Source organism: Novosphingobium indicum (assembly GCF_014645195.1).
GTDB classification, from domain to species: domain Bacteria; phylum Pseudomonadota; class Alphaproteobacteria; order Sphingomonadales; family Sphingomonadaceae; genus Novosphingobium; species Novosphingobium indicum.
Map to the genome: position 1 here is coordinate 1 of NZ_BMLK01000018.1, position 24,094 is coordinate 24,094.

Here is a 24,094-nt window from a genome sequence, read left to right on the forward strand (position 1 = left end):
CCCCACGAATGCGCCAACTACTTCAAATCATGCGGGTACGAACCAGAATGATCGAAAACCGCTCTAACCCGCCATTTGTGGCGTCACACCTGCAAATGGCGGAGAATTTCGATCAGCCCGTCGATATCATCCTCGTCCTGATAGAGCCCGAAGCCGATCCGCAAAACCTCGCCGCGCACGTCGGTCACGACGCCGGCGGCCAGTAGCGCCTTCTGCCAGTCGGCGGCTTTGGGATGGGAGAAAGCGAGAAAGCGGGCCTGCGGGCCTTCGCCCGGGGGATTGAGCAGGGCGGCCTGAGCGAGCGGCGTTTCGTCCAGGCGGGCCAGCAGGCGGCTTTGGAGGCATGATACCTTTGCGCTGATGGCACGCGTATCCAGCCCTTCGGCAGCCAGCATGTCGCGCACCGCAACGAAGCGGTAAAGGCCGGAAGGGTCGAATGTAGCGCCAAGGAAGCGGCGGGCATCTGCGGCATAGGTCACATGGCCCGGGGGCGCTGCCAGATCTTCGATCTCGGCGTACCAGCCGGTCACGGCGGGGCGCTCGCCGAAGCCGGGCGGTGCGTGCAGGATGCCCACGCCTTCACCCGACATGGCGTACTTGTAGCCACCCGTGACATAGAACGCGCGCTCGGCAATGCGCGACAGGTCGGTCTCGATGGCCATGAAGCCGTGGTAGCCGTCGATCACCACCCACGGACCTTCCGGCGCGGCGACTTCGGCCAGGGCTTCCAGGTCCGGGAAGATCTGGCCGGTGCCGAACATCACGTGGCTCAGCCAGATCAGGTCATGCTCTCCGGTGCGGGCCCGGTCGAGAAAACGGGCGGCGAAGTCCGGGGCCGCGGTGGCAACGGTTTCCAGCATGATCGTGCCGTCCTCCACCCAGCGCTCGGCCTGCCGGCGGAAGCTGTGGAACTCGCCGTCGCTGGCGAGAATGCGCAGCGGGCGGCGGGGGATGGCGGAAACAATCCGAACCAGAAAGTCGTGGGTGTTCCCGGCAAAAGCGACGGTGGCCGGATCGGGCAGGTTCAGTTCGGCGGCCACATGGCGCTGCGCCGCCGGCCAGACCTCGTCCATCACCCTGCCCCATTTCCGGTCGGCAAGGCGCGCGGCGTCGTCCCAGCACGCCAGTTGCCCTTCGCGCGAAGCATCGGGCCAGAGATGATGCGAATGGGCGGCGAAATGGAGCCGTTCGGGATCGGCTTCCAGCGTGCGGCGGAACAGGTGCTTGTACGACGTCACAGGCTGGTCCGCAGCGACCAGAGTTCGGGAAACGCGCGCTTGGACAGTGTGGACTGGAGATAGGGCACGCCCGTGGTGCCGCCGGTGCCACGCTTGCCGCCGATGATCCGGCTCACCGTCAGCACATGCTTGTGCCGCCATGTCGCGAGCGCATCGTCGATGTCGACCAGCTTTTCGGCAAGCTGGTAGAGCTCCCAGTAGCGGTGCGTGTCGCGATAGACTTCCAGCCAGGCCGCTTCGACTTCCGGGGAGGGCTCGTAAGGCGCCGCCCAGTCGCGCTCGAGCGCCTGAGCCGGAAGCGTGAAGCCGGCGCGGGAGAGGGCGCGATTGGCCTCGTCCCACAGGCTGGGTTGTTCGAGCGCGCGCTCCATCGCCTCGCGGGCATGCGGCCGGTCCGCCTGATACTGCAGATGGTCGGCCTGCTTGAGCCCGAGCCGGAACTCCATCGTCCGGAACTGGTCCGACTGGAAACCCGAACTCGATCCGAGCACCGGCCGGAACGTCGTGTAGTCGGCCGGGGTCATGGTCGCGAGCACGTCCCAGGCGAGCGTCATCACCGCCTGGATGCGGCTCACGCGGGCAAGGCTCTTGTAGGCTTCGATCAGCTTGTCGGTGCGGATCAGGCCGAGCGCCAGTTCGACTTCGGACAGAGCCTGCTTGAGCCACAGCTCCTTGGTCTGGTGGATGATGATGAACAGCAGCTCGTCGTGTTCGTCGGACACGGGATGCTGCGCGGCGAGAATGTCATCGAGCGCGAGATAGCGCGCATAAGTCATGTCTGTCATGGCCGCGGTTTGAGCCTCTCGGCCCTCGACCGCAACCCGTCAATGCAGGTCGCGGACCGCGCAGGCTGTTCAGGAATCCATCATCCAGAAAAGCGCCCAGCTCAGACCCGTCGCGGCAAGAAAAAGCGACCAGGACCAATAAAAGGTATGGCCCTCTATGTAGGTCTGCTGGATGGCGAGCATGCCCCCGCGCGAGCCATTGGACCCGAGGATGCCGGATACGATCCAGGTCAGTAGGAAGCCGGGAATTAGCGCCTTTAGGAAAGACATGACATGTGTCCGCTAGTTGGCAGTCCGGTAGATATTCGCAGTATCGGGTTAATTTCTGTTTAGCGGCCAGTTGCGCTGCATCAGAGCCAAATTGATTCGCCGGCTACTGAGGAATTCGAGCGGGTGTGTCGTCGTCTTGGGGAAACCTGAGGAGACGTACATGGCTGACAGTTCGGAATTCGAGCTTGTGCGCAGGCGCTACATGGAAGCGCATGGAGCCTGCCCGAAGCCGACGTTCTGCACCTATACCCACGTCGAGCGGGCCGAAAGACCGCGCGCGGCACTGGGCTTTCACCGCGCCGGTGCAGTTCCGCTCTATCTCGAACGTTATCTCGCGGCCCCCGTGGACGCGGTCGTTTCCGCAACCCTCGGCAGGAAGGTCGCCCGCGAGAGCATCATCGAGATCGGCAATCTCGCCGCCGACGATGCCTTTGCGATGATCGAGCTGTGGGGCAGCGTCGCCAATGATCTCGGCGCCGGATGCGAGATCGCGGTTGCCACGCTGACCGCGCCGCTGCGTGCCATGTTCGCCCGGATTGGCGTGCCACTGACCGTGCTGGCTCCGGCGACGATCGATCGGGCCGACGATCCCGAGCAATGGGGCCAATACTACGCCAGCGACCCGCAAGTCTGCGCCGGGGTGATTGCCGAAGGGCAGAGGGCCATTGCGGCCTTCATGGCCCGCCGCAGGAAGGTTGCCGCCTGATGCGCCTGCTCGAAACCATCCGCGAACACGCGCTGACGCATCCGCTGGCGATCGCACTCGATCCGGTCGTATCCGAACCGGTGACATGGGAAGACCTCGCCGAACGTGTCGAGGCTATGGCCTACGATCTGAGCACCGGCGGGCAGGCCGGTCAGCCCTACGTGCTCTGTCTCGACCATGGGGTCGAGGCGTCGCTTGCCGAGCTGGCCCTGCTCGAAGCCAGAATACCGGTGCTGTCGCTGCCTGCTTTCTTCACCGAAGAGCAGGCCCGGCACGCCAGAACCGCCTGTGGAGCCGACACCGCATTCCCGTCGGCTTCGCGTCCCGCGCCGTCTGTCCTACCCCTAGGGACGGCGCGGGTTACCTTCACGTCCGGCTCGACCGGCACGCCCAAGGGCGTGTGCCTGTCCGCCGCGCACATGCTTTCGGTTGCCGCATCGGTGGTAGAGGCGGTGGGCGCCGAGCACGCCGGCCGCCATTGCGCACTGCTGCCGCCGGGCATCCTGCTGGAAACGGTGGCCGGCTTCTTCGCGACGATGCTGGCAGGCGGGACGTATGTCTGCCCGCCGCAGGCCGAAGTCGGGCTGACTGATCCCTTCCGCCCCGACTTTGCCGTAATGGCCAATCGTCTGGCCGAGTGGAAGATCACCTCGCTGATCCTGGTGCCCGAATATCTGGCCGGTCTCGTCACCGTCATGGAGCGCACAGGATTACCTCTGCCGGAGCTGACGCTGGTGGCGGTCGGCGGCGCGCGCGTACCGGTCGATCTGCTCGAACGGGCGCGGGCTCTGGGTCTGCCGGTGCGGCAGGGCTATGGCCTGACCGAGTGCGCGTCTGTGGTCTCGCTGGAAAGCGGCGACGAGGACGAACCCGGTTCGGCCGGACGTCTCCTCGGCCACATGAAGGCGCGCATCGCGCCGGACGGGGAAATCCTGCTCGAAGGCGAGATGTTCCTCGGCACGATCGGTGAACTGCGCGATCCGGGGCCGCTGGCTTCGGGCGACATCGGCCGGATCGACGAGCACGGACGGCTCTGGGTCGAAGGACGCAAGTCCGCGCTGATCGTGACCAGCTTCGGGCGCAACATCTCGCCCGAATGGATCGAGGCGCAGTTAGTCGCCCAGCCCGGCATCGCCCAGGCCATGGTGCATGGCGATGGTGTGCCCGCGCCCGAGGCGCTGCTGGTGCCATCCCGTCCCGATGCCGATCTGGCCGTTGCCGTTGCCGCCGTAAATTCGTCGCTTCCCGCTTATGCCCGCCTGGCGGGCTGGCGCGAGGTCGCTCCCTTCACGCCCGCGAACGGCATGTTGACCGGTAATGGCCGGCTGCGCCGCAAGCAGATCGCGGCGACGTGGCTTGCGGACAGGCCCTGCTTCTTCGCCGAATTGGAAGCTGGCACTTTCCGCGAGAGGTTGCGCTTCCTGGGGATTCCCCAGGTTCGCGCCGGTCTGGCAGGAACGATCTCGCGCCGAACCTACATCGACTACCTGTGGCAGGCCTGGCACCACGTGCGTCACACCGTGCCGCTGATGCAGGCCGCCCGTGCGCGCTTGCGCGACCGGCCGGATCTTCTGGCCGCGCTGGACGAATACATCGCCGAAGAGACCGGGCACGAGGAGTGGATCCTCGCTGATATTGCCGCGGCTGGCGGTGATGCCGATGCGGCCCGCGCCAGCGAGCCGGCTCCGGCGACCCGGGCCATGGTGGACCATGCCTATCGCATGATCGATGAGGGCAACCCCGCGGCGTTCTTCGGCATGGTCTATGTGCTCGAAAGCGTCAGCGTGGCGCTGGCCCAGCGCGGTGCGAGCGCGGTGGCGGAGAACCTCGGTTTGCCGCCAGAGGCCTTCACCTATCTTACGTCGCACGGCGCGCTCGATCAGGACCACATGGCCTTCTTCGCCGAGCTGGTGAACGGCCTCGAGCGCGGGGACGACCGGGCCGCCATCCTGCAGATGGCGCGCGAGATGTTCGGCCTGTTCGGCGCGGTATTCGCATCGATCGAAATGGAGGATGGCCCGATGGAGAAGACCCGTGTCGCGGCTTGATGGAAAGCGCGTCGCGATCACCGGCGCTGCCGGTGGGCTCGGCACACCCGTCGCGCGGATGCTGCGCGAGGCTGGAGCGCACGTGACCGGCATCGACCGGATGGAATGCAGCGCCTGCGACGCCAGTATCGTCACCGACTTGTCGGACGATACGCAGCTTGCAACGCTGGCTGATCGGCTGGCGGGCGATTGTCCGGACGTGCTCGTTAACGTCGCCGGCGTGATGCGGTTCGGTCTGCACGAAAGCCAGCCGATCGAGGCTTTGGCGCTGTGCTACCGCGTCAATCTGCTGGTCCCTGCCGTGCTGGCCCGCGCCGTAGCAGCGCCGATGCGGGCGCGCGGGACCGGGCAGATCGTCAATATCGGCTCCGTCCTGGGCGCCATTCCTTACCCCTGGTTCGCGGCCTATTCGAGCAGCAAGGCCGGCCTTGCCGCGCTGAGCCAGGGCCTGCGCCGCGAGATGATGGGAACGGGCGTTGCCGTTACGCACATCAATCCGCGCGCCGCGCGCACGGGCTTCAACAACAGCGAGGTCAATCGCTTCCTGGAAGTGACCGGCATGAAGGCCGATGCGCCCGACTGGGTCGCCGGCCGGATCGTCGCGGCCATTCTCGCGCGCCGCGAAACCGTCAGCATCGGCGTGATGGAGCGCATCTATGCCGCGCTCAACGCCATTTCCCCCCAGATCATAGACAACGGCCTTGCCGGACAGATCCGCAAGGCCCGCGCCGAGTTCTGCTGAACCGGCTCAAACGAGAGGAGAGCAAGTCCATGATGAAGCGTATCGTGTTGGGTAGTCTTCTGGCACCGGCCCTGGCCATTGCCGTCCCCACCGCCGCCCTTGCCGACATGGCGAGCGACGTTTCCGCGGTGAACCGCGGCTGGGCGCACATAACCTACGAAGTGAAGGGCTCCAGCACACAGACTAAGGCGCTCGATCAGCTCGCCAAGGAAGCCGCGACGGTTGTCGCTCGCTATCCGGGGCAGGCCGAGCCGCTGCTGTGGCAGGGCATCATCGTCAGCGAACAGGCGAACCGGGCCAACTTCTTCCACAAGCTGGGCCTCGCCACCAAGGCGCGCGACATCCTCCAGAAGGCCTATTCCATCGATCCCAAGGCGGCACAGGGCGGCGCTGCCATGAGCCTTGGTGTGCTCTACTACAAGGTGCCGGGGTCCCCGCTCGCCTGGGGCGACGGAGACAAGGCCGGGCGGCTGCTCAAGCAGGCATTGGCGCTCGATCCGGACGGGCTCGACGCCAATTACTTCTATGGCGACTATCTGCTCGATCAGGGCGACAAGGCCGGTGCGCGCACGCACTTGCAAAAGGCGCTGCGGGCGCCGCGCGATCCGAACCGGCCGGTATGGGACACAGGGCGCCGGCGCGAGGTTCGCGCGCTGCTGGCCAAGGCAAGCTGATCCCAGCGCGCCGATGACATTCGCTCGCCGGCTGGCCCGTCAGCTCGCGCGCCCGAGCGGAACCGCCGGGCGCCTGCTGGGAAATGCCATGGACATCGTCAACCGCAGGCCACTGCGCCTTGCGGTTGACATGCTGGCGCCCCTCGCGGGGGAATCGATCCTCGATGCCGGTTGCGGCACGGGCGCGGCGATGGCGGAAATGCTGGGCCGCGTACCGTGCCATGTCACCGGCGTCGATGCCTCGGAGACGATGGTGGCCGCGGCACGGCGCCGGCTGGGCACGCGCGCCGAGTGCGTCCAGGCATCGCTGGAAGACCTGCCTTTCGCGCCGGCCCGCTTCGATGCCGTGCTGGCGCTCAACGTGCTCTACTTCAACGACGATGCCAACACGATGCTGCGCGCGCTGCACCGCGTTTTGCGACCAGGCGGTCGTCTCGTTGCCTACGTGACCCATCGCGACACGATGCAGGACTGGCCATTCGCCAGCGAGGGACTGCACCGGCTCTACGACGCCGTGGCGCTGCGCGAGGCTCTGCTCACCTCAGGGTTTGCCTGTACGTCGCATGACGTGCATGAAGTTGCCGTCACGCGCTCGGTAAAAGGATTGTTCGTCCATGCCGTGCGTTGAAGTGGTGGGAGCGAACTGGGAGATGGAATCTCAGGAACACGCGGATGCGGATGCGGATGGGCTGGTGCTGCTGCTTGAGATGCACCGGGCCGAACTGCTGCGTTTTCTGACGGCGCGGTGCGGCTCTGCGGAAGAGGCCGAGGACGTGGTGCAGGACATGTGGATCAAGGTTACCGGCCTTGCCACCGGCCCGATCACCAACGGACGCGCCTATCTGTTTCGCATGGCCAACAATCTGGTGCTTGACCGGGCCCGCGGTCGACGCAGGTCGATGCGGCGCGAAAGGGTCTGGATCGAGGTCGAGGGCGGCGGCGTTGCCGAACCGCCCGAAGACCGCAAGGACCCCGGCGAGCCGGCGGACGAAGTGATTGCCCGCGAGCAGGAGGCGCAAGTGCTGCGCGATGCCATTGCCGATCTGCCCGAAGGGGCCCGGCGCGCCTTGCGGCTCTATCGGTTCGAAGGGCTGGGCCAGCGCGAGATTGCCGATGTCATGGGCATCAGCCGAAGCGGCGTGGAAAAACACCTGGCTCTGGCAATGAAGAAGTTGCGACAGGCTCTTGCCGACTGCGGAATGTTCGACACCGCGGCGTCTCAGGGGCATGGGGGGCAAAGCGGAAGGAAACCGCGCATGGAACAGGGACAATGAACCGGCACGACGATCAGATTCTGGCAGAAGCGGCTCGCTGGCACCTCGCCAGCGAGGACGATGCCATGGACTGGGATGCCTTCACCCTGTGGCTGGAGGCCGATCCCCGCCACAGCGCGGCCTATGACGAGATCGCGCTCAGCGACGATCTGCTGCAGCAGCACAGCTTTGTCATGGAAGACGTAGGGACCGAGGCGGAAGTCGAGAAAACCCGGCCCGTCGCCGCTTATGCGACTGGAGATGCCTCAGCCGAAGGGGCCGAGATCGTGCGCCCGGCATTCGGACGGCGCCAGCGCTGGGCTGGCATGGCGATTGCCGCCACGCTCGCCGCTGTCCTTGTGGTTCCGCAGTTTATTTCGCCGACACCGGAGGTCTATGAGACCGCCGCCGGCACGCAGAAGATCGCGCTCGACGACGGCTCGACCATCATTCTCGCTCCGCGCAGCAGCCTGACCGTGGAAGGCCGAGATCAGGACCACATGGCTCTGTCCGGTGGCGCCTTGTTCGACATCCGGCACGATCCAAACCGTCCGCTTACGATCACTGCGGGCGGACTGCAGATCAGCGATATCGGCACCCGCTTCGATATTCAGGCACAGGACCAGCGCGTGCGCGTCGCCGTGACCGAAGGCAAGGTGGAGGTCAGTTCCGAAACGCTGTCCGCGCCGGTGCACCTCGCGGCCGGCAACGGCCTGCTCTACGATGCCGCCGCCGGTACGGCGAGTGTTGCCGCAGTCCGTACGCAGGATGTGGGGGACTGGCAGAATGGCCGCCTGTCCTATGACGATGCGCCTTTGGCTCTGGTCGTTGCCGATCTGCGCCGCTATGCGGGCGTGAAGGTGGAAATGCCGGATGCCCTGCGCGACCGGCGGTTTTCGGGGACTCTGGTAATCGGCGATGGCGATGCGGCACTCCGCGATCTTGCGCAGGTCATGGGCCTGCGCCTCGGCGGTAGCGCTGGCGCTTGGCGTCTGGAGCAGCCCGCCAGCTGAAGCCCGCGAGGGCCCGCGGTCGCAGATCGATGTCGCGGCGGGTACATTGCCCGACGCACTTGCCGAACTGGCGCGCGAGGCACGGGTCTCGATCGGGACCGAAGGTGCGCTTCCCCGCATTCGCACCCCCCGCGTCCATGGTTCCATGGAAGTCGCCGAGGCACTGCGGCGCCTGCTCTCCGGCACTGGCTATGTGGCGAAGAAGGTGGGCACGACGGCCTGGCGCATCGAACGCGCACCCGTGCGGGCTGTCCGCCGACCGGCGCCTGGTGCGCCGCCCCCGGAGGCGCCGCCGGTTCCGATTCTCGTAACTGCGACCAAGCAGCCGCTCGACCTGCTGTCGCTTCCGGCAGCCGTGTCGGTCACGGAACTGGACACCGCGCAGGGCCGCAATCCCGGCAGCGACAGCGCCACTGTGTCCGCGCAACTGGAAGGGCTCGCCCTGACCTCGCTCGGGCCGGGACGCAACCGCATGTTCCTGCGCGGCATTGCCGACAGCGCCTTCAGTGGGGAGAGCCAGTCGACCGTTGCCGTGGTGTTTGATGAAGCGCGCCTGACTTATGCCGCGCCCGACCCCGATATCCGCCTGATCGACATCGACCGCGTGGAAGTGCTCAAGGGACCGCAGGGCTCGCTCTACGGGACCGGCGCGCTCGGCGGTATCTACCGGCTGGTCGCGCATCAACCCGATCTGGACCGCGCCGGGCTGGTCGTTTCCGGCGGGGCCAGCGTCGCAACGCATGGCGAGCCGGGCTATTCCGGGTCGGTCGTTGCCAATCTGCCGATCCGCCGCGATGTCGCGGCCTTGCGGCTGGTCGGCTATGCGGCCGAGGAACCGGGCTGGATCGATACCGGCACGCGCGAAGACACCAATTCCACGCATGTCACCGGTGCGCGCGCGATACTCGGAGTGGTCCCCGCACAGGGCTGGCGGCTCGATCTGACCGGCTTCGCGCAGTGGCTGCAGACGCACGACAGCAACTACGTGTATGAGTCGGGAAGCTACACCCGGCCCGACCAGATTGCCGAACCGCACGACAACGACCTGACCCACGCTGCCGGGCGGCTCTCCGGCGGGATCGGCGCCGTCGATATCCTGCTGGCCAGCGCGATGACCTGGCACGACGTCAACGACACGCTCGATGCCACCATCGGCACCGACAGTTTCGGTCTCTCCGATCCGCAGGTGCTGGTCGACAAACGCAACTTTCGTGTGTGGGATAACGACCTGCGCCTGCGCGGCCGCTTCGGATCGCTGCGCTGGCTTGCCGGTCTTTCCTACCTAAAGGCACGGCAGACGCTCGTGGCCCGGCTCGATGGGGCCTCGGGCGCATCGGTCATCGCCGACAACGACCGCCGCGTCAGCGACGATGCCGCGGCCTATTTCGATCTGTCCTTGCCGCTAACATCCACGCTGTCGGTCGACGGCGGCGCGCGGCTGTTTCACTCGTCGATCCGCGAAACGCGCGTTATCGCGTCGGAGGCGGTCTCGCGGGAGCGTAGCAAGTCGGGCATGACGCCCAGTCTGGCGCTGGCATGGCAGCCCGATCCCGACCGGCTGATATATGTGCGCTATGGCTCCGCGTTCAGGCAGGGCGGTTCGGACATTTCCGCCAGCGGCACGATAGAGCCGCTCAAGGGCGACGAACTCGCCTCTATCGAGGCCGGCTGGCGCGAACTCCTTGCCGGGGACGGGCGCGCCGAACTGAGTGTCTGGTACACGCGCTGGGACGAAGTCCAGTCCGACGGGCTCGGCGAGGACGGCCTGATCGAGACCGCCAATGTCGGCAATGCGCGCATTATCGGCGTGGAGGGAGCCATCGAACTGGGCCTGGTCCCCGGTTGGCATATGGAAGCGGGCGGAAACTACACCAGCGCTCTTCTGACGCGCAGTGCGCTGGGGTTCGAACTTGAAGACCGCCACTTGCCGGTCGTGCCCGAATATACGCTGCGGGCAGCCTTGCGGCACGACTTCACCATCGGTCGGGCAGACCTCTGGGCGCGGGCGCGTATCCGCTATGTCGGTCCGGCCAGGATGAGCTTCGATCCTGCTCTCGACCGCCCGATGGGCAGGCTCGTGCAGAGCGGGGTTGAGTTGCACGCCGTGCTGGATGACTGGCAACTTGACCTTCAGGCAGAAAACCTGCTTTCGCGCAGGGGCAACACCTTCGCTTACGGCAATCCGTTCCGCTACCGCACGATGGAGCAGTTCACCCCGCAGCGGCCGCTGAAGTTCTCGCTGATGGTGTCCCGCGCGTTCTGATCAGGCTTCGAGCCACGGCGCTGCAGGAATGCCGGCGAGCGAGGGATCGGCCCAGAGGTATTCGGTATAGTGGCCGATGCGGTGACGGGTATCGACATAGCAGAAGCACAGCTTGTCTTCGGGCGAGGGCTCTGCCGGAAACAGGTAGGTAAAGGCATCGCCGCTGGCCTTCACATCGTTCAGCAGTCGTTGCCATTCGGTCCAGGGGCCAGTCACGGCAATGCCGACATGGTGGAAGTTGAGGATGTGCCCGGACAGGTCCACTGCGTCGGTATAGACTTCGATCGCGCCGGAAACGGGCTGGATGATCTCGAACTGGCGCGTGCCGAAATTGGCAATCGCGGACTTTACCGCGAGCGGGCGCTTCTCGCCATAGGAGAGGACTTCGATCTCCGCTTCGCCGCGCGACAGGCCGGTGATACCGAGTTCAGCTTCCGCATGGGCGACTGCCGCGTCCATGTCGCGCGTGATGTAGCTCATCTGCACGAGTTGGCCGTAGCGGTCGCCGATCGGGTTCATGTCGCGGTCTTCACGGGAATCCCGTAGCGCTCGATGTAGTCGCCGAAGGTCTTGTGCACGCCTTCGCGGCTCAGGCCGTAGCGCTCCAGCGAGTATTCGTGCTTGCCGTGCTTGCCCTTGGGATTGGCGTCCATGTAGGCGTGCATCGCGGCTTCGGCTTCCGCCGTGAACGGCTCGCCGAAGTGATCGTAGATGCCGCGCACCTGACCGATCGGATCCTTCATCACGTCGGCGTACTGCACGTCGTAGATGGCATCCTGCCCGTGCTGCGCGCGGAAGGCATCCTGCCGCTCGATCATGATCTGAAAGGTCTCGACGAACTGCTGGCCGATGGTCTCCAGATCGACGTCGTCCGAGTAGATCTTGCGCACATTCTCGATCAGGCTGCCGATCGAGCCCAGCACGTCGGCGGGATCGCGGTGCGTCATCACCAGCTGCGCGTCGGGATAGACATCCTTGAGGGCGGGCAGGTACAGGGGATGCCAGGGGTTCTTGAGCGTCCAGCGCCCGCCAGTATTGGCCTGCAGCATCTGCAGGTAGCGCTTGTGGAAGCGGAAGGCGGGCAGGTAATCCGCCTTGTGCAGGAACCACTCGCGGTAGCCGGGGATGTCCGCCTGCGATTCATAGACCTGCGAGCAGAACGAGGGAGTCATCAGGAACTGGCACTCGGTGGGGCTGTCGGCCTCTTCGAAGTGGATCGCGGCGATCTGCGGCATGTACTGGAGCGCGACCTTGGTCTGCTCGTCCATCTTCTGCCAGCGCGGCCCGGCATGGAGTTCCTCGGGACGCGCCGGCGGCACCGGATCATGCGATTCCCAGCGCAGGAACGAACGGCGCGCCGGATCAGAAGCGAGCAGGTTGATGGCGAGCGTCGTGCCGGTGCGGGGAAGACCGAAGACGAACAGCGGCTTTTCGATCGGCTGGTCGAGCAGATCGGGATGCTGCGCCAGCCAGTCCTCGATCTTCATGCGGACCGCCATCCACTTGACCAGATCGGCGTGGGCCATCTGCGAGCCGCGTTCGGTATACTTCGCCTCATCGGCATAGGACTTGAGGAGCACTTCCAGGCCTTCGAGAATGGCCGGATCGCCGTAGTCGCTCAGCCCCGTCTGGGCCCGTGCGGCCTCGATCACCTCATCTACGGTCATGTTCCGGCGTCCTCTTGCCTTGTCCTATCGTCCCTGCGGGTCATGAAAGCGCCGTCTGGCGATTGCAAGATAGTGCATGCTACTTCAATCTGGGATCAGGACGCCGCGATCGGCGGCAAGGAGAGAGGAAAATCATGGATTTGAGCCATGCGCGGCATGCATTCGTGACCGGGGGTGCCAGCGGTCTGGGGTTAGGTATCGTTGATGCGATGGTCCGGCGCGGGCTGCGGGTGACCATTGCCGATATCGATGCGGAGACGCTCGGGAAGGTCGTTGCCGAACGCGGCGATACAGTGCGCGGCGCGGTGCTGGATACGCGCGATCGCGAGGGGTGGCAGCGCGCCAAGGCGGAAGCCGAGGCTGCCTTAGGGCCGGTCGACGTCCTGGTGAACAATGCCGGTATCGCGCCCAATGGCCGCGAGTTCGCGGATATGGAACCGGAGAGTTTCGACCGTATCCTTGCGATCAACCTCACCGGCATTGCCAATGGCGTTTTCGCGTTCGCTGCGGACATGCGCGCGCGCGGGAAGGGGCACATCGTCAACACCTCTTCGCAGGCCGGGCTGACCGCGAGCGTTCCGGGCGTCGGCGCCTACGCCGTGGCCAAGTTCGGCGTCACCGCGCTGAGCGAAGGGCTGCGGCAGGAAATGGCGCCGCATGGCGTGGGGGTGACAGTGCTTTGTCCCGGCTATGTCTCCACCAACCTCGCCGAAAACACGGTCAAGGTCGGGGGCGAGATCCGTCAGTACTCGGCGGCGATGCCCGACTCCGACATCACGCCGCGCGATGTGGGCGAGATGGTGGCCTCCGCCATCGCCAACGACGAGGCGGTGGTGGTGACCCACAAGCACGTCTGGCGGAGTATGGAACCGCGCCTCGCCGCGATCCGTGCCGCCTGCGACTTGCGGGACAGCATGGCATGAGCGAGAGTCTGGAAGCGCGTCTGGACCGGCTCGAGGCGCAGGCCGCGATTGCCGATCTCATCAACGCCTATGCGCGCGCGGTGCGGCGTGACGAGCCCGAGCAAGTGGGTGCACTGTTCGTGCCCGAAGGCACGTTCGAGGTGCGCGCAGGCCATCCGGACAAGGCCGAATATACCGTGCGCAGTCGCTACGAGACGCCGGAGGCTCTGGTGGAATTCCTCGTCGGCCAGAAGGGCGGGCCGCATCCGATCCCGCTGCTCCACAATCTGATGATCGAGGTCGATGGCGATCGGGCCACCGCCAACGCGATGATGGCCGCGCCGATCTATGGAACGGACAAGGAAGTCTTCGGGGAATATAACGACAGCTTCGAGCGCCGCGACGGCCGCTGGCTGTTCAGCGGGCGGATATACACCGTCTTTCCCGGCTGACTCGCGGTAAAACAGAACAGGGCGCGCGGACCGGAACCCGCGCGCCCTGTTCTGTTTGGCGTACCGGCCCCTTGCGGGACCGGCACTGCCTTTCCGATCAGAACTTGACCGATACCGAGCCGCGATACGACTGGTAGTTGATGTCCGAACGGCCGACGGTCGTTTCGACCGATACGCCGATGGAGATGTCGCCGCTGGTGCTCAGGCCAGCGCCGATCTCGCCCCAGGTCTGGTCGTCGGTCGGCAGCGCGAACTGCGCATTGGAACCGACACCGCCCACGAAGTTCGCACCGAAAGCCACCGGCTTGTCCTCGAAGTCGTGGACGAATGTGCCGATCAGGTGGGGCTTGATGCTGCCCTTGCCCTCGACGCGAAGGCTCGCGCGAGCCTGCAGGCTTTCGTAGTCCTGCATCTCGTACTGCAGCGCCGGGCCGCCACCGGTTTCGACGTAACGGCCGAAATCGATATTGGCATAGCGCATGGCGATGCGCGGGGTGACCGCGAACATAGAACCGGCCATCAGTTCCGCACTTACGCCGACTTCGCCGGAATAGGTGAAGGGCTGGTCCTTGCCTTCGAGGTCCCAGGACATGTCGCCGGACGAGACCGTGCGTGACATGTTGAGATCGAAGGTGCCGGCGCTGAACTGGGCATCGAGGCCGACGCCGTTCGACCAGCGGGTGGCGCCGTAGGCACTGACCTGGAACAGGTCGCCCTTGACGTCACGGACCGGATAGCCGGGCTTGCCGTTCATCTTGGTCCACGAACCGGCAAAACCAACGAAGCCGTTGGTGCCGACTGCCTTTTCGAAACCGGCGGCCACGTAGTAGCCGTCGAAGTCGTCCTTGGCATAAGGCGTGGCCGTTGGCGCACCGTCGCTGTCACCGTTGATGTAGCCACCGGCGATGAACGCGCTCATGTCGTCGGGCAGGGCGCCGTCAACCGTGCGCTCCGGAGCGCCGGCCGCTGCCGCCATGGTGTCGACCGAGGAGAGCCCGCTCATACCCATCGTGGCCAGCACGCTGCTCGGACCGCCGTAGTAGGCGAGGCTGCCGCCTTCCATGCCGTCCGAAACACGGGCGAGACGATCGCGGATGAAGCGATTGCTCGTTTCCATCGCCGCTGTACCCATGGACTGCATGAGCGGCTGCACGCGCGGGGCCCAGCTTTCCAGCGTCGACTGCACGCCGCCGACCGTCAGCAGGTCGGTCGGGCCGTAGAGGCCCGCAAACTTGCTGTACTGGCTGCGGTTCTGGTCGAGCAGCTTGGCATAAGCCGTCTGGATCGGCGAACCGCTGTTGACGACGTCGGCGTAGAGGCCGGCTTCCAGCGTCGCTGTGACTGCCGTGTCCGAGTAGCTCAGCGTCGGCGTCAGGATCGCGCTGATTGCGGTCGGCGTATTGAACGTACCGTAAACGCCGCCTTCGGCAGTGAGGATGGTGTAGCTGTCACCATCACGCACCATCGAACCCGAAACCGGGCCGAAGATGACCGAGCCGCCGATGCTGGCCATGCCGTCAGTGGGCACGACAGCTGCGGCAACGGCTTCTCCGTCGGTTGTGCCTTCGCCGTCATCGACATACGTGGTGGCATTGACCTGGATGAGGTCGGAGGTGCCGCCATTGCCGATATCGACGAGGTAGGTGGATGCCGACGAGAGGATCACGTTGCCGTTGAAGGTCAGGGTGCCGATCGATCCTACACCGCCAGGAGCGATGACGCCCATGAGGTTGGTGAAGTAGGCCGCGTTGATCGTGCCCGAACCCTGGAGGCCCCCGGTCTTCAGGAAGTAGTCGCCCGGCGTGGTCAGCGTGCCGTTCACCCGCAACATGCCGGAGTGCTGGGTGATGTCCATCAGGCTGGTGAGCGAACCATCGGCCATGATGTCGAGCGCGGCGCCGGCACCATTGAGTGTGAAGCGGTCCACGGTCACGTCGCTCGAAAGCGTCGTGGTGCCGGCGGCCGAAAGCGTCACGTCGTAGTAGCGCGGCGGGGTTGCGGTCAGGCGATCACCGTCCGAGTTGTTCGGTACGAAGCCGGTAGCGCCGGGCAGGCCGTTGTCGATCGACGCATCGGGCAGGGCCAGCGGGTTGGCCACGGCCTCGTCGGCCTGGGCCGCAAGTTCGGGGTTGAGCGTGGCATCGCCGAATGCAACAGTCGCCGAATTGTTCGAGGCGTCGCCCACGGTAGCGCCGCTGTTCACGACCACGCCATCGACGATGTAATCGCCATTGGACATGTCGAGACATTCGTCGTCGCCGCTGGCTGCCCACTGGAAGCAGGCCTGACCGAACGTGCCATCATTGCCGGTCTTGCCCTGACCGAGCAGGGTGGGCAGGCCGTTGACCAGATTGCCGTTCTCGTCGAGCACCATGTACATCGGATCGAGCGTGGTGACCCAGTGCTCGGGATCTTCCCATGCGCCGTCGCCTTCCTGCGCGGCGACATAGCGGTACGGGTTGTTCTCGACGATCCAGTCCCAGTACAGGTACAGCGGCTGATAGAAGCTGGCCGTGCCGTAGCTGTTCGGGCCCTGACCGTTGAAGAAGCGGGTATATCCACCCGACAGGACACCCAGCACGACAGGCGTGTCAAAGGTATCGTCGAGGATCAGCGGACCGCCGGAATCGCCGCCAGCCGTAATGCCCTCGTTGGGGAGACCATCGTCCTTCCAGGCGTTGAAGTCGAAGACGTCTTGGCGCGTCGGATCGTCAAAGTCGATCCAGTAGAGGTTCTGCGGATAGGTAGTGCTGTTGCCACCGAACAGGAAGTTTTCGAACTGGTCGAGGCTTGCGAGGCCGCCAACGATGTTTTCCGCAACACGGCGGCGGAAGTCGATGCCGTTGACAGAGCCTTCGGCGCCGGCGCCGTTGCGGCCGTAACCGGTGATGGTGACGTGATAGCCGGTGCCGTTGGCGTCATCGATCGCCTCAGGCGCCGGAAGGGCCGAGAACATAAGGGCCCAGGTCGGGATACCATTTGCCGGCGTGTCGAGCGAGGCGACCGCGATGTCGCTGTAGAGAAAGCTCACCGCGTCGGGTTCCAGCGAGCCCGGATGATAGTTGACGTAGTTGGCGTTGAAGAACGCCAACTCTGCATTCGTCATATTCCCATTACTGAGCCAGTCGATCACGCCGGGGAGGTTATTGTTCGAGAAGCCGAAACCGATCGGGGTGCCGCCGGTGGACGAGCCGTAGTCGGTCGCTGCTTCGTCGTTGACGCAGTGTGCGGCGAAGATGACTGTGCGCGGGTTGATCAGGGTGCCGGTGCACAGGCCGACAAAGCCGCCACCCACGTCGACGACCATCTGGCCGACGCCGTTCACGTCCACGGGGTCGACCGCGGTGGTCGGGGTGCCCGGATCGGCGATGACGATCTGCGGATCGGGCGCAACGCTATTGATATAGGTCGAATTGCCCTGCGCCTCGAGATAGGCGTTGGTGGGGTTTTCGGGTCCGTAGGCCTGGGCATTGGCCTGCGCCGAAAGGAGCGAGAGGGTTGCTACCGAGCCGAGCAGCGCGAAACGCTGGCACGACCGATAAGTGCTTGGACGAATGTTCTTCATGTGTCCCCCTAGGACTGTTGAACAGCAAAGAGGGGACGGCCCGGGCCGTCCCACCTCTGCCAGTGCTGGATTTCCGAAGAAATCCACCGCCATAGGCACCGCGACATCAGAGGGAGCCGGAGTGCATGGGGGGATGTTTGACGCCTAAATGACGTTCGGCAAGTCGGGTTGTCGGTGAAAATTGTGAAAACTTTGCAGGTGTTACTTTTATGCGTCATTCCACCTAAGAAAATGACCGGATTTGTGTGTTGCTTCTCGAGCCAACTGTGTTTCCGGTCACTTATGTGCACAAGCATTCATGCTTGCCGTCGTCTTTACGATGTCTGTCGACTCAGATGCGCCTTTCCACCGTCACGTTTCCGAACATCATGCCCTCTGCCGGCCCGGTCAGCACGTCCATCGGGAAGACCTTGGGAACGGCGCTGGCGGCATCGAGGCGGGCGAGGTGTTCGGCGGAAAGGGTGATGCCCAGCGCGCCGAGATTGTCTTCGAGCTGTGCCGGCGTGCGCGCGCCGAGGACGGGTGAGGCGACCGCCGGATTGGCGAGAGTCCAGGCCAGCGCGACCTGGGCGGGCGTGCAGCCGATGTCCTTGGCCACCGCGACCGTTTCGTCGGCGATGGCAAGGTTGGTCTCGTTGAGACGGCCGGTGACTGCGTTCATCGTCTTGCGGTCGAAAGTGCCGCCCGGTTCGGGCGGGGTCAGGTCGGCGCGGGAATACTTCCCCGTCAGCACGCCGCCGCCGAGCGGAGACCACGGGCAAACGCCCATGCCCATTTCCGCGGCCATCGGGATCATCTCGCGCTCCACCGTGCGTTCGAGCAGCGAATAGGAGATCTGCAGCGCGCAGAACTGGCTCCAGCCACGCAGCTCGGCGATGGCCTGCATGCGGCTGGCCTGCCAGGCCGGTGTGTCCGAGAGGCCGATGTATTGGACCTTCCCGCTCGTCACGAGATCGTCGAAAGCGCGCAGGATCTCGTCGACCGGCGTGCGAAAGTCCCACATGTGCAGATAGAGCAGGTCGATCCAGTCGGTGCCCAGGCGGTGCAACGAGTCCTCGACCGAGCGCACCATGTTGCGCCGGCTGTTGCCTGCAGCATTGGGATCGCCGGGGCGGGTGGTGAGCGAGTACTTGGTGGAGATCACCACCTGCTCGCGCCGGTGGCCCAGCAGACGGCCGAGCAGCTTCTCCGATCCGCCCATGCCGCCGTAGAAGTCGGCGGTATCAATGAAGTTGCCGCCGCGGTCGAGATAAGTATCGACCATCGTCGCGGCTTCGGCATCGCTGGAGCCCCAGCCATCCGGCCCGACGCCGAACGTCATGGTCCCCAGGCATAGCGGCGAGACGCGCAGGCCGGAACGTCCGAGCAGGCGATAGTGATCGAGTTGCGTGGCCATGTCTTCTCTCTCTCCCCGGCGGCGCTTCAGCCCGCCTTGTCGTTTGCTTCGTCGCTGTCCGTTTCGTCTTTCTGCCGCGCAAAGCCGCCTGTGGCCATGCGCGTGAATTGCTCTGCCACCTCGGTCAAATCGCCGTTCCGCTCGCCGGCAATGCCGCCTTCGAAGTGGCGGTCGAGCGCGACGGCCATCTGGATGCCAAAAATGGCGAGGCCGACGAAATCGAGATCGAGCCCGTCGCGGGTGAGGCCATTGAGGATTTCGCCGCGCGCGCGGACCAGCGGCACGATGTGTTCGCGGTAGAGGTCGCGGCCCTGATCCGGATCGCTGAACAAGGCGGCGGCAAGCAGCGGGAATACGCGGTCCATATCCGCCAGATGACGTTCGCCGGACGAGCGCGCGAGTGCTGCGATCTCATCCGGGCCGGTGGCGCTTTCGTAGACTTCGCGCCGCGCGTGCATTCCGCGCATGGCTTCGATCAGCGGCTTGATCACGGCTTCCTCGAAAAGCGATTCCTTGCTGGGGAAGTGTTCGAAGATCGTCGCCTGATTGACTTCGGCGGCGCGGGCGATGTCGCGGGTGCGGGCGCCTTTCAGGTTGGAGCGGGCGAAGACTTTCTGGGCTGCCGCGATGATCTGTTTCCGCCGTTCGGCCGCCGGCATGTACGTGCGCCGCCGACGGGGCGTAGCGTCTTTGGCCGATGCGGTATTTGCGGGCGGTGCCAATTTCTTGCGTCCTTCCGGGCTCGGTATTTCGGTTTTGTCTTGGTCGAACTAGCAATTGACGGAACGAGAAACAACCAACCAATTGGTTGATTTGAATTGACCCACAGCGCATGGTCCCGACTCGAAAGCTCGGGAAACGGGCATCGGACTATTCGGGAGAAGGACCATGGCGACCACTGCACCACCGCAGGATGCAACCACCGAGCGGGAAGCCGAAGCATGGATGGAAGATCCCTATGGCTACTTCGGCCATCACAACACGCGCATTCATTCGCTTGAGCGCGGCCATGTGGAGGCTGTGCAGCTTGCCGCGATGAACCGCCGGCTGGCGGAACGACGCGACCAGATTCAGGTGCTGCAGAAGCTCGCCGACGGGCAGGGGATAGATGGCCTTGCCTCGCTCGACGACATGGCGCCGCTGCTGATGCCGCACGACATCTACAAGTCCTATCCGGTCTCGCTGCTGGCCAAGGGGCAGTACGGCAAGCTCAACACCTGGCTGTCGCGCCTGACGCGGCATGCGCCCAACGAGGTCGACGTGTCCGAGTGCGATTCCATCGACTCCTGGCTGGTCAAGCTGCGTGAGGAAACGCCTCTCGATGTCGCGACGTCCTCGGGATCGACCGGGACCTGCTCGTTCTTCCCGAAGTCGAAAAAGGACTATCAGGTCTCCGTCATGGGTCTGCGCGTGCAGCTTGCGCAGAAGTTTGGCGGAGATCCGCGGCCCGGCGACATCAACGACGCGATGCACGCCGTGGTGCCGCTCTACCGCGATGGCCATGCTTCGACCGGCGCCTTTCCCAAGTACATCCGCGAGGCCTTCTGCAAGGGCGACGACAGCAAGCTGCACACGGCCTTCGACTTCAAGATCAGCTCCGACCTGATGTGGCTTGCCGCCCGGCTGCGCGCGGCGGCGGCCAAGGGCGATGCCAGCAAGGTCGATGTGCCGCCCGCGCTCCTGGCGCGCCGCGAGGAGTGGGAGCAGTCGCAGGCCGAGGCGCCTGCCCGGCAGATGGAGTTCATCAACCGCATGGTCACGCAGCTTCGTGGCGAGCGCGTCTTTGCCATGGGCACATCGAACATGTTCTACGCGGTGGCGAAGAAGGGGCTCGAAGAAGGCATCCGCGCCAGCTTCTCGCCGGATTCGGTGCTGATGGGCGGGGGCGGCGCCAAGGGCGTTCCGCTGCCCGACGATCTGGAAGAAGTGATCTGCGGCTTCTTCGGCTTCGAGCGGATGACCTCGGGCTACGGCATGACCGAGATGAACTCGTTCTCGATCCTGTGCGAGCACGATCACTATCACGTGCTGCCGTGGGTGACGGTGTTCCAGCTCGATCTCGACACCGGCCAGCCGCTGCCGCGCAAGGGTAAGCAGACCGGCCGCGCGGCGTTCTTCGACATGACGCAGGATTCGACCTGGGGCGGGCTCGTCACTGGCGATCTCGTCACCATCGACTGGGGCAATACCTGCAAGTGCGGCCGCACCTCGGTCGCGCTCGAAAAGAAGATCAACCGGGTGAGCGAGTTGCAGGGCGGGGACGACAAGATCTCCTGCGCCGCCACGCCGCAGGCCCAGTCCGAGGCGATGGACTTCCTGACCGGGCTGGGAGGCTGAAACAGCATCCATTCGTGCTGAGCTTGTCGAAGCACAGGCGCAAACCCATCCTTCGACAAGCTCAGGATGAGCGGGGTGGGGTTCTTAAGGATTTACGCATGATGGCGACACGCCCCATTTCCTATGCCGTGCTGCGCGGCCAGGTGATCGAGAGCGACCTGATCGAGTTCGGCGGGCGCAGCGGGGACATCTCGTTCCTCGCGCCCGATCCGCAAAAGATCGCGAGCCGCATTCCGCTCGCCTCGCCGCGGCTGATGGAGGATCTCTACGATCTCAGTTTCGAGGACATCCTCGACTACCTCGCCGAACTCGGCGCGCGGCTGGACGTGAACGGCAACGACTACCTGCGCGAGGCACGCGAGCACTCCTACGCCACAGCGCCGACCACCAAGCCGATCATGGACCACTTTTTCCACGACATGCCCTTCATGTTCGACAAGGAGCGCATTCGCGGCATGGTCGATTTCAATATCGGCGTGGACTACCTCGAGCGCTGGGTGGAGCAGGAAATCAACGGCTCGAAAGTCGGCATCCGCGCCTATGGAGCGCGGACGCTGCACATCGTTGCCGGTAACGGCCCGGTGCTGGGCGCGCTGACCGTGCTGCGCGGTGCGGTGACGCGCGGGGACACCATCATCAAGGTCCCCTCGAACGATCCCTTCACCACTGGCGCCATCGCCCGCACCATGGTGGACATGGCGCCCGATCATCCGATCACGAAGCACCTCGCGGTCGCCTACTGGCGCGGCGGCGACGAGGCGCTGGAATCGCAGATCTACCAGCCGCACAACATCGAGAAGATCTGCGCGTGGGGCGGCTTCGCCTCGGTCAAGCATGTGACGAAGTACATCCAGCCGGGCATCGAACTGATCAGCCTCGACCCCAAGCGTTCCGCCTCGATCATCGGCCCCCAAGCGCTGGAGGACGACGAGGCGATCGAAGAGACGGCCAGGCGTCTCGCCTGCGACTTCTCGGTCGGCAACCAGACCGCCTGCGCTTCCGCGCGCATGGTCTATGTGATGTGCGGGACCGAGGACGAGGACATCGAGAAGCTCAAGACGCTGGGGCAGAAGGCCTACGACGCGATGTTCGATCTGCCCGAAGTGCTCACCACCAAACCCAAGCGCTATGATCCGGATCTCAAGTCCAGCGTGGATTCGCTGCGTTTCTCGGAAGACTTCTACACGGTCATCGGCGGCGAGGAGGGCGAGGGCGCAGTGATTGTCAGCCACACGTCCGATCGCGTCGACTTCTGGGAGTATCTCGGCGACCGCACCGTCAACCTCATTCCGGTCGATACGCTGGAGGAAGTGCTCGATGTGGTCGACGCTTATACCCAGACAGTGGGCATCTGGCCCGAAAGCCTGCGCGAAGTCGTGCGGCACAAGGGCGCGCTGCATGGCGGACAGCGCTTCGTCCAGCTTGGCTACGTATTCAACGGGCCCGGTCTGGTCGGTCCGCAGGACGGCATCGAGCCGATGCGCCGCATTGTGAAATGGATCATTTCCGAAGAGCCCTCCGAAGGTCGCAAGGGGTTCTGGGAGGCGGACAAGGAGGACATCAAGGTCGTCGCCTGAACGACCAGTGTCCGGCCTTGCGGGGAGGTCATGCTGCGCCTAGCAAGCGGGGCATGACCTGCTCCCCCGACATCGCCGAAGTCGATCCCTTTCACGCCATCTCGATAGGGCGTCTCGCCTACGATCTGGCGGAGCAGGGGCGCGATGTCATCCACATGGAATATGGCCAGCCTTCTACCGGTGCGCCGGCCGAGGCGATCGCCGCCGCGCACAAGGCGCTCGACGGCGATCCGGGCGGCTACTGGGAAAGCACGGCGCTCAAGCAGCGCATCGCCCGCCATTACGACGAGGCTTACGGTGTCCCGGTGGATGAGGAGCAGGTGATCCTGACCTGCGGCGCCTCGCCGGCGCTGGTGCTGGCGCTGTCGTGCCTGTTCCAGCCCGGCGCGCGAGTGGTGATGGCCCGGCCGGGCTACGTTGCTTACCGCAACACGCTCAAGGCCATGTACCTCGAGCCGGTGGAAGTCGCCTGCGGTCCGGCCGAGCGTTATCAGATGACGGCAGAGGCGCTCGACGCGCTCGACCCGGTGCCGGAAGGGCTGATCCTCGCCAGTCCTGCAAATCCCACTGGAACTATTATTGCGCCGGACGAGTTGGCGGCGATTGCCGATGTGTGCCGCCGCAAGGGCATTCGCGTCGTTTCCGATGAGATCTATCACGGCCTGACTTATGGAAATGCTGCACAGTCCACGCTGCAGCATTTGCCCGAGGCGCTGGTCGTCAACAGCTTCTCGAAATACTTCTCGATGGCGGGTTGGCGGCTTGGCTGGCTGGTGGTTCCGCCCGAGCTGATCGACGCGGCCCGCGCGCGAATGGGTAACCTGTTCCTCACGCCGCCGGTGCTGGCGCAGCATGCCGGGCTGGTCGCTTTCGACTGCCGTGACGAACTGGAAAGTCACCTCGCGAATTATGCTCGCAACCGCGAACTGCTGCTGGCAGCATTGCCGCGTCTGGGGCTGCAGCAAATCGCGCCGCCGGACGGCGCGTTCTACATCTGGGCAGAGATCGGTCACATGACCAATGACAGTCTCTCGTTCTGCCGGCAATTGCTGGAGGATACCGGTGTCGCAACGGCTCCGGGCGTCGATTTCGATCCGGTCGATGGCGGGCGCTACATCCGTTTCAGCTTTGCCGTGTCTCCGGCCGAGATCGAAGCGGCGATCGAGCGAATGGTGCCCTGGTTCGCGGCGCGCCGCTAAGCGCATG

General features: G+C 64.9%; 21 protein-coding genes. 13 read left to right on the forward strand and 8 right to left on the reverse strand.

Annotated features, from left to right (window positions below; genetic code table 11):
• Nucleotides 1-83: 83 nt before the first annotated feature.
• The 3 genes from IEX64_RS17170 to IEX64_RS17180 all read right to left on the reverse strand — a co-directional run bounded on the left by IEX64_RS17170 (nucleotide 84) and on the right by IEX64_RS17180 (nucleotide 2,293).
• Nucleotides 84-1,238, reverse strand: a complete 1,155-nt coding sequence (locus tag IEX64_RS17170; RefSeq protein WP_229710515.1) for an aminotransferase class V-fold PLP-dependent enzyme — start codon at nucleotides 1,236-1,238, stop codon at nucleotides 84-86.
• Nucleotides 1,235-2,023, reverse strand: coding sequence for a tryptophan 2,3-dioxygenase (locus IEX64_RS17175; RefSeq protein ID WP_188821490.1), 789 nt, complete (start codon nucleotides 2,021-2,023; stop codon nucleotides 1,235-1,237). The genes IEX64_RS17170 and IEX64_RS17175 overlap by 4 nt, the downstream gene beginning before the upstream one ends.
• Nucleotides 2,024-2,092: 69 nt before the next feature.
• On the reverse strand, nucleotides 2,093-2,293 hold the full coding sequence (locus IEX64_RS17180) for a hypothetical protein (protein ID WP_188821492.1): 201 nt from the start codon (nucleotides 2,291-2,293) through the stop codon (nucleotides 2,093-2,095).
• Between the two features lie 160 nt (nucleotides 2,294-2,453).
• On the opposite strand from IEX64_RS17180, the gene IEX64_RS17185 reads away from it, so the two are divergent.
• From IEX64_RS17185 to IEX64_RS17220, 8 genes are read left to right on the forward strand one after another with little or no spacing between them, the layout of a single operon-like run.
• Nucleotides 2,454-2,999: a thermostable hemolysin gene (locus IEX64_RS17185; RefSeq protein WP_188821494.1), complete on the forward strand. Its 546-nt coding sequence runs from the start codon at nucleotides 2,454-2,456 to the stop codon at nucleotides 2,997-2,999.
• The gene (locus IEX64_RS17190; RefSeq protein ID WP_188821496.1) at nucleotides 2,999-5,047 is read left to right on the forward strand and encodes an AMP-binding protein; all 2,049 of its coding nucleotides are present in this window, start codon (nucleotides 2,999-3,001) and stop codon (nucleotides 5,045-5,047) included. Before IEX64_RS17185 ends, IEX64_RS17190 begins: the two co-directional genes overlap by 1 nt.
• Nucleotides 5,034-5,789 (forward strand): SDR family NAD(P)-dependent oxidoreductase, encoded by a 756-nt coding sequence (locus tag IEX64_RS17195; protein ID WP_188821499.1) that lies wholly within the window; start codon nucleotides 5,034-5,036, stop codon nucleotides 5,787-5,789. The genes IEX64_RS17190 and IEX64_RS17195 overlap by 14 nt, the downstream gene beginning before the upstream one ends.
• Before the next feature lie 29 nt (nucleotides 5,790-5,818).
• Nucleotides 5,819-6,463, forward strand: coding sequence for a tetratricopeptide repeat protein (locus IEX64_RS17200; RefSeq protein WP_188821501.1), 645 nt, complete (start codon nucleotides 5,819-5,821; stop codon nucleotides 6,461-6,463).
• A gap of 13 nt (nucleotides 6,464-6,476) precedes the next feature.
• Entirely contained in the window at nucleotides 6,477-7,091 is a 615-nt protein-coding gene (locus IEX64_RS17205) for a class I SAM-dependent methyltransferase (RefSeq protein ID WP_188821503.1), read from the forward strand.
• A 22-nt stretch (nucleotides 7,092-7,113) separates the two neighbouring features.
• Nucleotides 7,114-7,737, forward strand: a complete 624-nt coding sequence (locus IEX64_RS17210) for an RNA polymerase sigma factor (protein WP_188821505.1) — start codon at nucleotides 7,114-7,116, stop codon at nucleotides 7,735-7,737.
• Nucleotides 7,734-8,729: a FecR family protein gene (locus tag IEX64_RS24470; RefSeq protein WP_229710516.1), complete on the forward strand. Its 996-nt coding sequence runs from the start codon at nucleotides 7,734-7,736 to the stop codon at nucleotides 8,727-8,729. The genes IEX64_RS17210 and IEX64_RS24470 overlap by 4 nt, the downstream gene beginning before the upstream one ends.
• Entirely contained in the window at nucleotides 8,635-10,992 is a 2,358-nt protein-coding gene (locus IEX64_RS17220) for a TonB-dependent receptor (RefSeq protein ID WP_229710518.1), read from the forward strand. The genes IEX64_RS24470 and IEX64_RS17220 overlap by 95 nt, the downstream gene beginning before the upstream one ends.
• Here IEX64_RS17220 and IEX64_RS17225 read toward each other — a convergent pair whose 3' ends face one another.
• Together IEX64_RS17225 and IEX64_RS17230 are read right to left on the reverse strand one after the other, a co-directional pair.
• Entirely contained in the window at nucleotides 10,993-11,511 is a 519-nt protein-coding gene (locus IEX64_RS17225; protein WP_188821508.1) for a VOC family protein, read from the reverse strand.
• Nucleotides 11,508-12,659, reverse strand: coding sequence for a sulfotransferase family protein (locus IEX64_RS17230; RefSeq protein WP_188821510.1), 1,152 nt, complete (start codon nucleotides 12,657-12,659; stop codon nucleotides 11,508-11,510). Before IEX64_RS17230 ends, IEX64_RS17225 begins: the two co-directional genes overlap by 4 nt.
• 134 nt (nucleotides 12,660-12,793) lie before the next feature.
• On the opposite strand from IEX64_RS17230, the gene IEX64_RS17235 reads away from it, so the two are divergent.
• Nucleotides 12,794-13,582: an SDR family oxidoreductase gene (locus IEX64_RS17235; protein ID WP_188821512.1), complete on the forward strand. Its 789-nt coding sequence runs from the start codon at nucleotides 12,794-12,796 to the stop codon at nucleotides 13,580-13,582.
• Nucleotides 13,579-14,013 carry a nuclear transport factor 2 family protein gene (locus IEX64_RS17240; RefSeq protein ID WP_188821514.1) on the forward strand — a complete coding sequence of 145 codons (435 nt, stop codon included), beginning with the start codon at nucleotides 13,579-13,581 and terminating at the stop codon, nucleotides 14,011-14,013. The genes IEX64_RS17235 and IEX64_RS17240 overlap by 4 nt, the downstream gene beginning before the upstream one ends.
• Before the next feature lie 97 nt (nucleotides 14,014-14,110).
• On the opposite strand, the gene IEX64_RS17245 is transcribed toward IEX64_RS17240, so the two are convergent.
• From IEX64_RS17245 to IEX64_RS17255, 3 genes are all read right to left on the reverse strand, one after another.
• Complete coding sequence (locus IEX64_RS17245) at nucleotides 14,111-17,578, reverse strand: autotransporter domain-containing protein (RefSeq protein ID WP_188821517.1); 3,468 nt, start codon at nucleotides 17,576-17,578, stop codon at nucleotides 14,111-14,113.
• Nucleotides 17,579-17,909: 331 nt separating this feature from the next.
• Entirely contained in the window at nucleotides 17,910-18,974 is a 1,065-nt protein-coding gene (locus IEX64_RS17250) for an aldo/keto reductase (RefSeq protein ID WP_188821519.1), read from the reverse strand.
• Nucleotides 18,975-19,000: 26 nt separating this feature from the next.
• Nucleotides 19,001-19,633 carry a TetR/AcrR family transcriptional regulator gene (locus tag IEX64_RS17255; RefSeq protein WP_188821521.1) on the reverse strand — a complete coding sequence of 211 codons (633 nt, stop codon included), beginning with the start codon at nucleotides 19,631-19,633 and terminating at the stop codon, nucleotides 19,001-19,003.
• Between the two features lie 229 nt (nucleotides 19,634-19,862).
• On the opposite strand from IEX64_RS17255, the gene IEX64_RS17260 reads away from it, so the two are divergent.
• From IEX64_RS17260 to IEX64_RS17270, 3 genes are all read left to right on the forward strand, one after another.
• Nucleotides 19,863-21,311, forward strand: coding sequence for a class I adenylate-forming enzyme family protein (locus tag IEX64_RS17260; protein WP_188821523.1), 1,449 nt, complete (start codon nucleotides 19,863-19,865; stop codon nucleotides 21,309-21,311).
• A 98-nt stretch (nucleotides 21,312-21,409) separates the two neighbouring features.
• A complete protein-coding gene (locus IEX64_RS17265) occupies nucleotides 21,410-22,888 on the forward strand; it encodes an acyl-CoA reductase (protein ID WP_229710521.1) in 1,479 nt (492 codons plus the stop codon).
• 53 nt (nucleotides 22,889-22,941) lie between these two features.
• Entirely contained in the window at nucleotides 22,942-24,087 is a 1,146-nt protein-coding gene (locus tag IEX64_RS17270) for an aminotransferase class I/II-fold pyridoxal phosphate-dependent enzyme (protein WP_188821525.1), read from the forward strand.
• Nucleotides 24,088-24,094: the final 7 nt, after the last annotated feature.

Coding starts and splice junctions, on each gene's coding strand:
- IEX64_RS17260 (WP_188821523.1), top strand. CDS start 19,863: ATGGCGACCACTGCACCACCGCAGGATGCAACCACCGAGCGGGAAGCC.
- IEX64_RS17235 (WP_188821512.1), top strand. CDS start 12,794: ATGGATTTGAGCCATGCGCGGCATGCATTCGTGACCGGGGGTGCCAGC.
- IEX64_RS24470 (WP_229710516.1), top strand. CDS start 7,734: ATGAACCGGCACGACGATCAGATTCTGGCAGAAGCGGCTCGCTGGCAC.
- IEX64_RS17190 (WP_188821496.1), top strand. CDS start 2,999: ATGCGCCTGCTCGAAACCATCCGCGAACACGCGCTGACGCATCCGCTG.
- IEX64_RS17225 (WP_188821508.1), bottom strand. CDS start 11,511: ATGAACCCGATCGGCGACCGCTACGGCCAACTCGTGCAGATGAGCTAC.
- IEX64_RS17270 (WP_188821525.1), top strand. CDS start 22,942: ATGACCTGCTCCCCCGACATCGCCGAAGTCGATCCCTTTCACGCCATC.
- IEX64_RS17230 (WP_188821510.1), bottom strand. CDS start 12,659: ATGACCGTAGATGAGGTGATCGAGGCCGCACGGGCCCAGACGGGGCTG.
- IEX64_RS17180 (WP_188821492.1), bottom strand. CDS start 2,293: ATGTCTTTCCTAAAGGCGCTAATTCCCGGCTTCCTACTGACCTGGATC.
- IEX64_RS17265 (WP_229710521.1), top strand. CDS start 21,410: ATGATGGCGACACGCCCCATTTCCTATGCCGTGCTGCGCGGCCAGGTG.
- IEX64_RS17220 (WP_229710518.1), top strand. CDS start 8,635: ATGGCGATGCGGCACTCCGCGATCTTGCGCAGGTCATGGGCCTGCGCC.
- IEX64_RS17200 (WP_188821501.1), top strand. CDS start 5,819: ATGATGAAGCGTATCGTGTTGGGTAGTCTTCTGGCACCGGCCCTGGCC.
- IEX64_RS17175 (WP_188821490.1), bottom strand. CDS start 2,023: ATGACAGACATGACTTATGCGCGCTATCTCGCGCTCGATGACATTCTC.
- IEX64_RS17245 (WP_188821517.1), bottom strand. CDS start 17,578: ATGAAGAACATTCGTCCAAGCACTTATCGGTCGTGCCAGCGTTTCGCG.
- IEX64_RS17210 (WP_188821505.1), top strand. CDS start 7,114: ATGGAATCTCAGGAACACGCGGATGCGGATGCGGATGGGCTGGTGCTG.
- IEX64_RS17185 (WP_188821494.1), top strand. CDS start 2,454: ATGGCTGACAGTTCGGAATTCGAGCTTGTGCGCAGGCGCTACATGGAA.
- IEX64_RS17240 (WP_188821514.1), top strand. CDS start 13,579: ATGAGCGAGAGTCTGGAAGCGCGTCTGGACCGGCTCGAGGCGCAGGCC.
- IEX64_RS17205 (WP_188821503.1), top strand. CDS start 6,477: ATGACATTCGCTCGCCGGCTGGCCCGTCAGCTCGCGCGCCCGAGCGGA.
- IEX64_RS17255 (WP_188821521.1), bottom strand. CDS start 19,633: ATGCCGGCGGCCGAACGGCGGAAACAGATCATCGCGGCAGCCCAGAAA.
- IEX64_RS17250 (WP_188821519.1), bottom strand. CDS start 18,974: ATGGCCACGCAACTCGATCACTATCGCCTGCTCGGACGTTCCGGCCTG.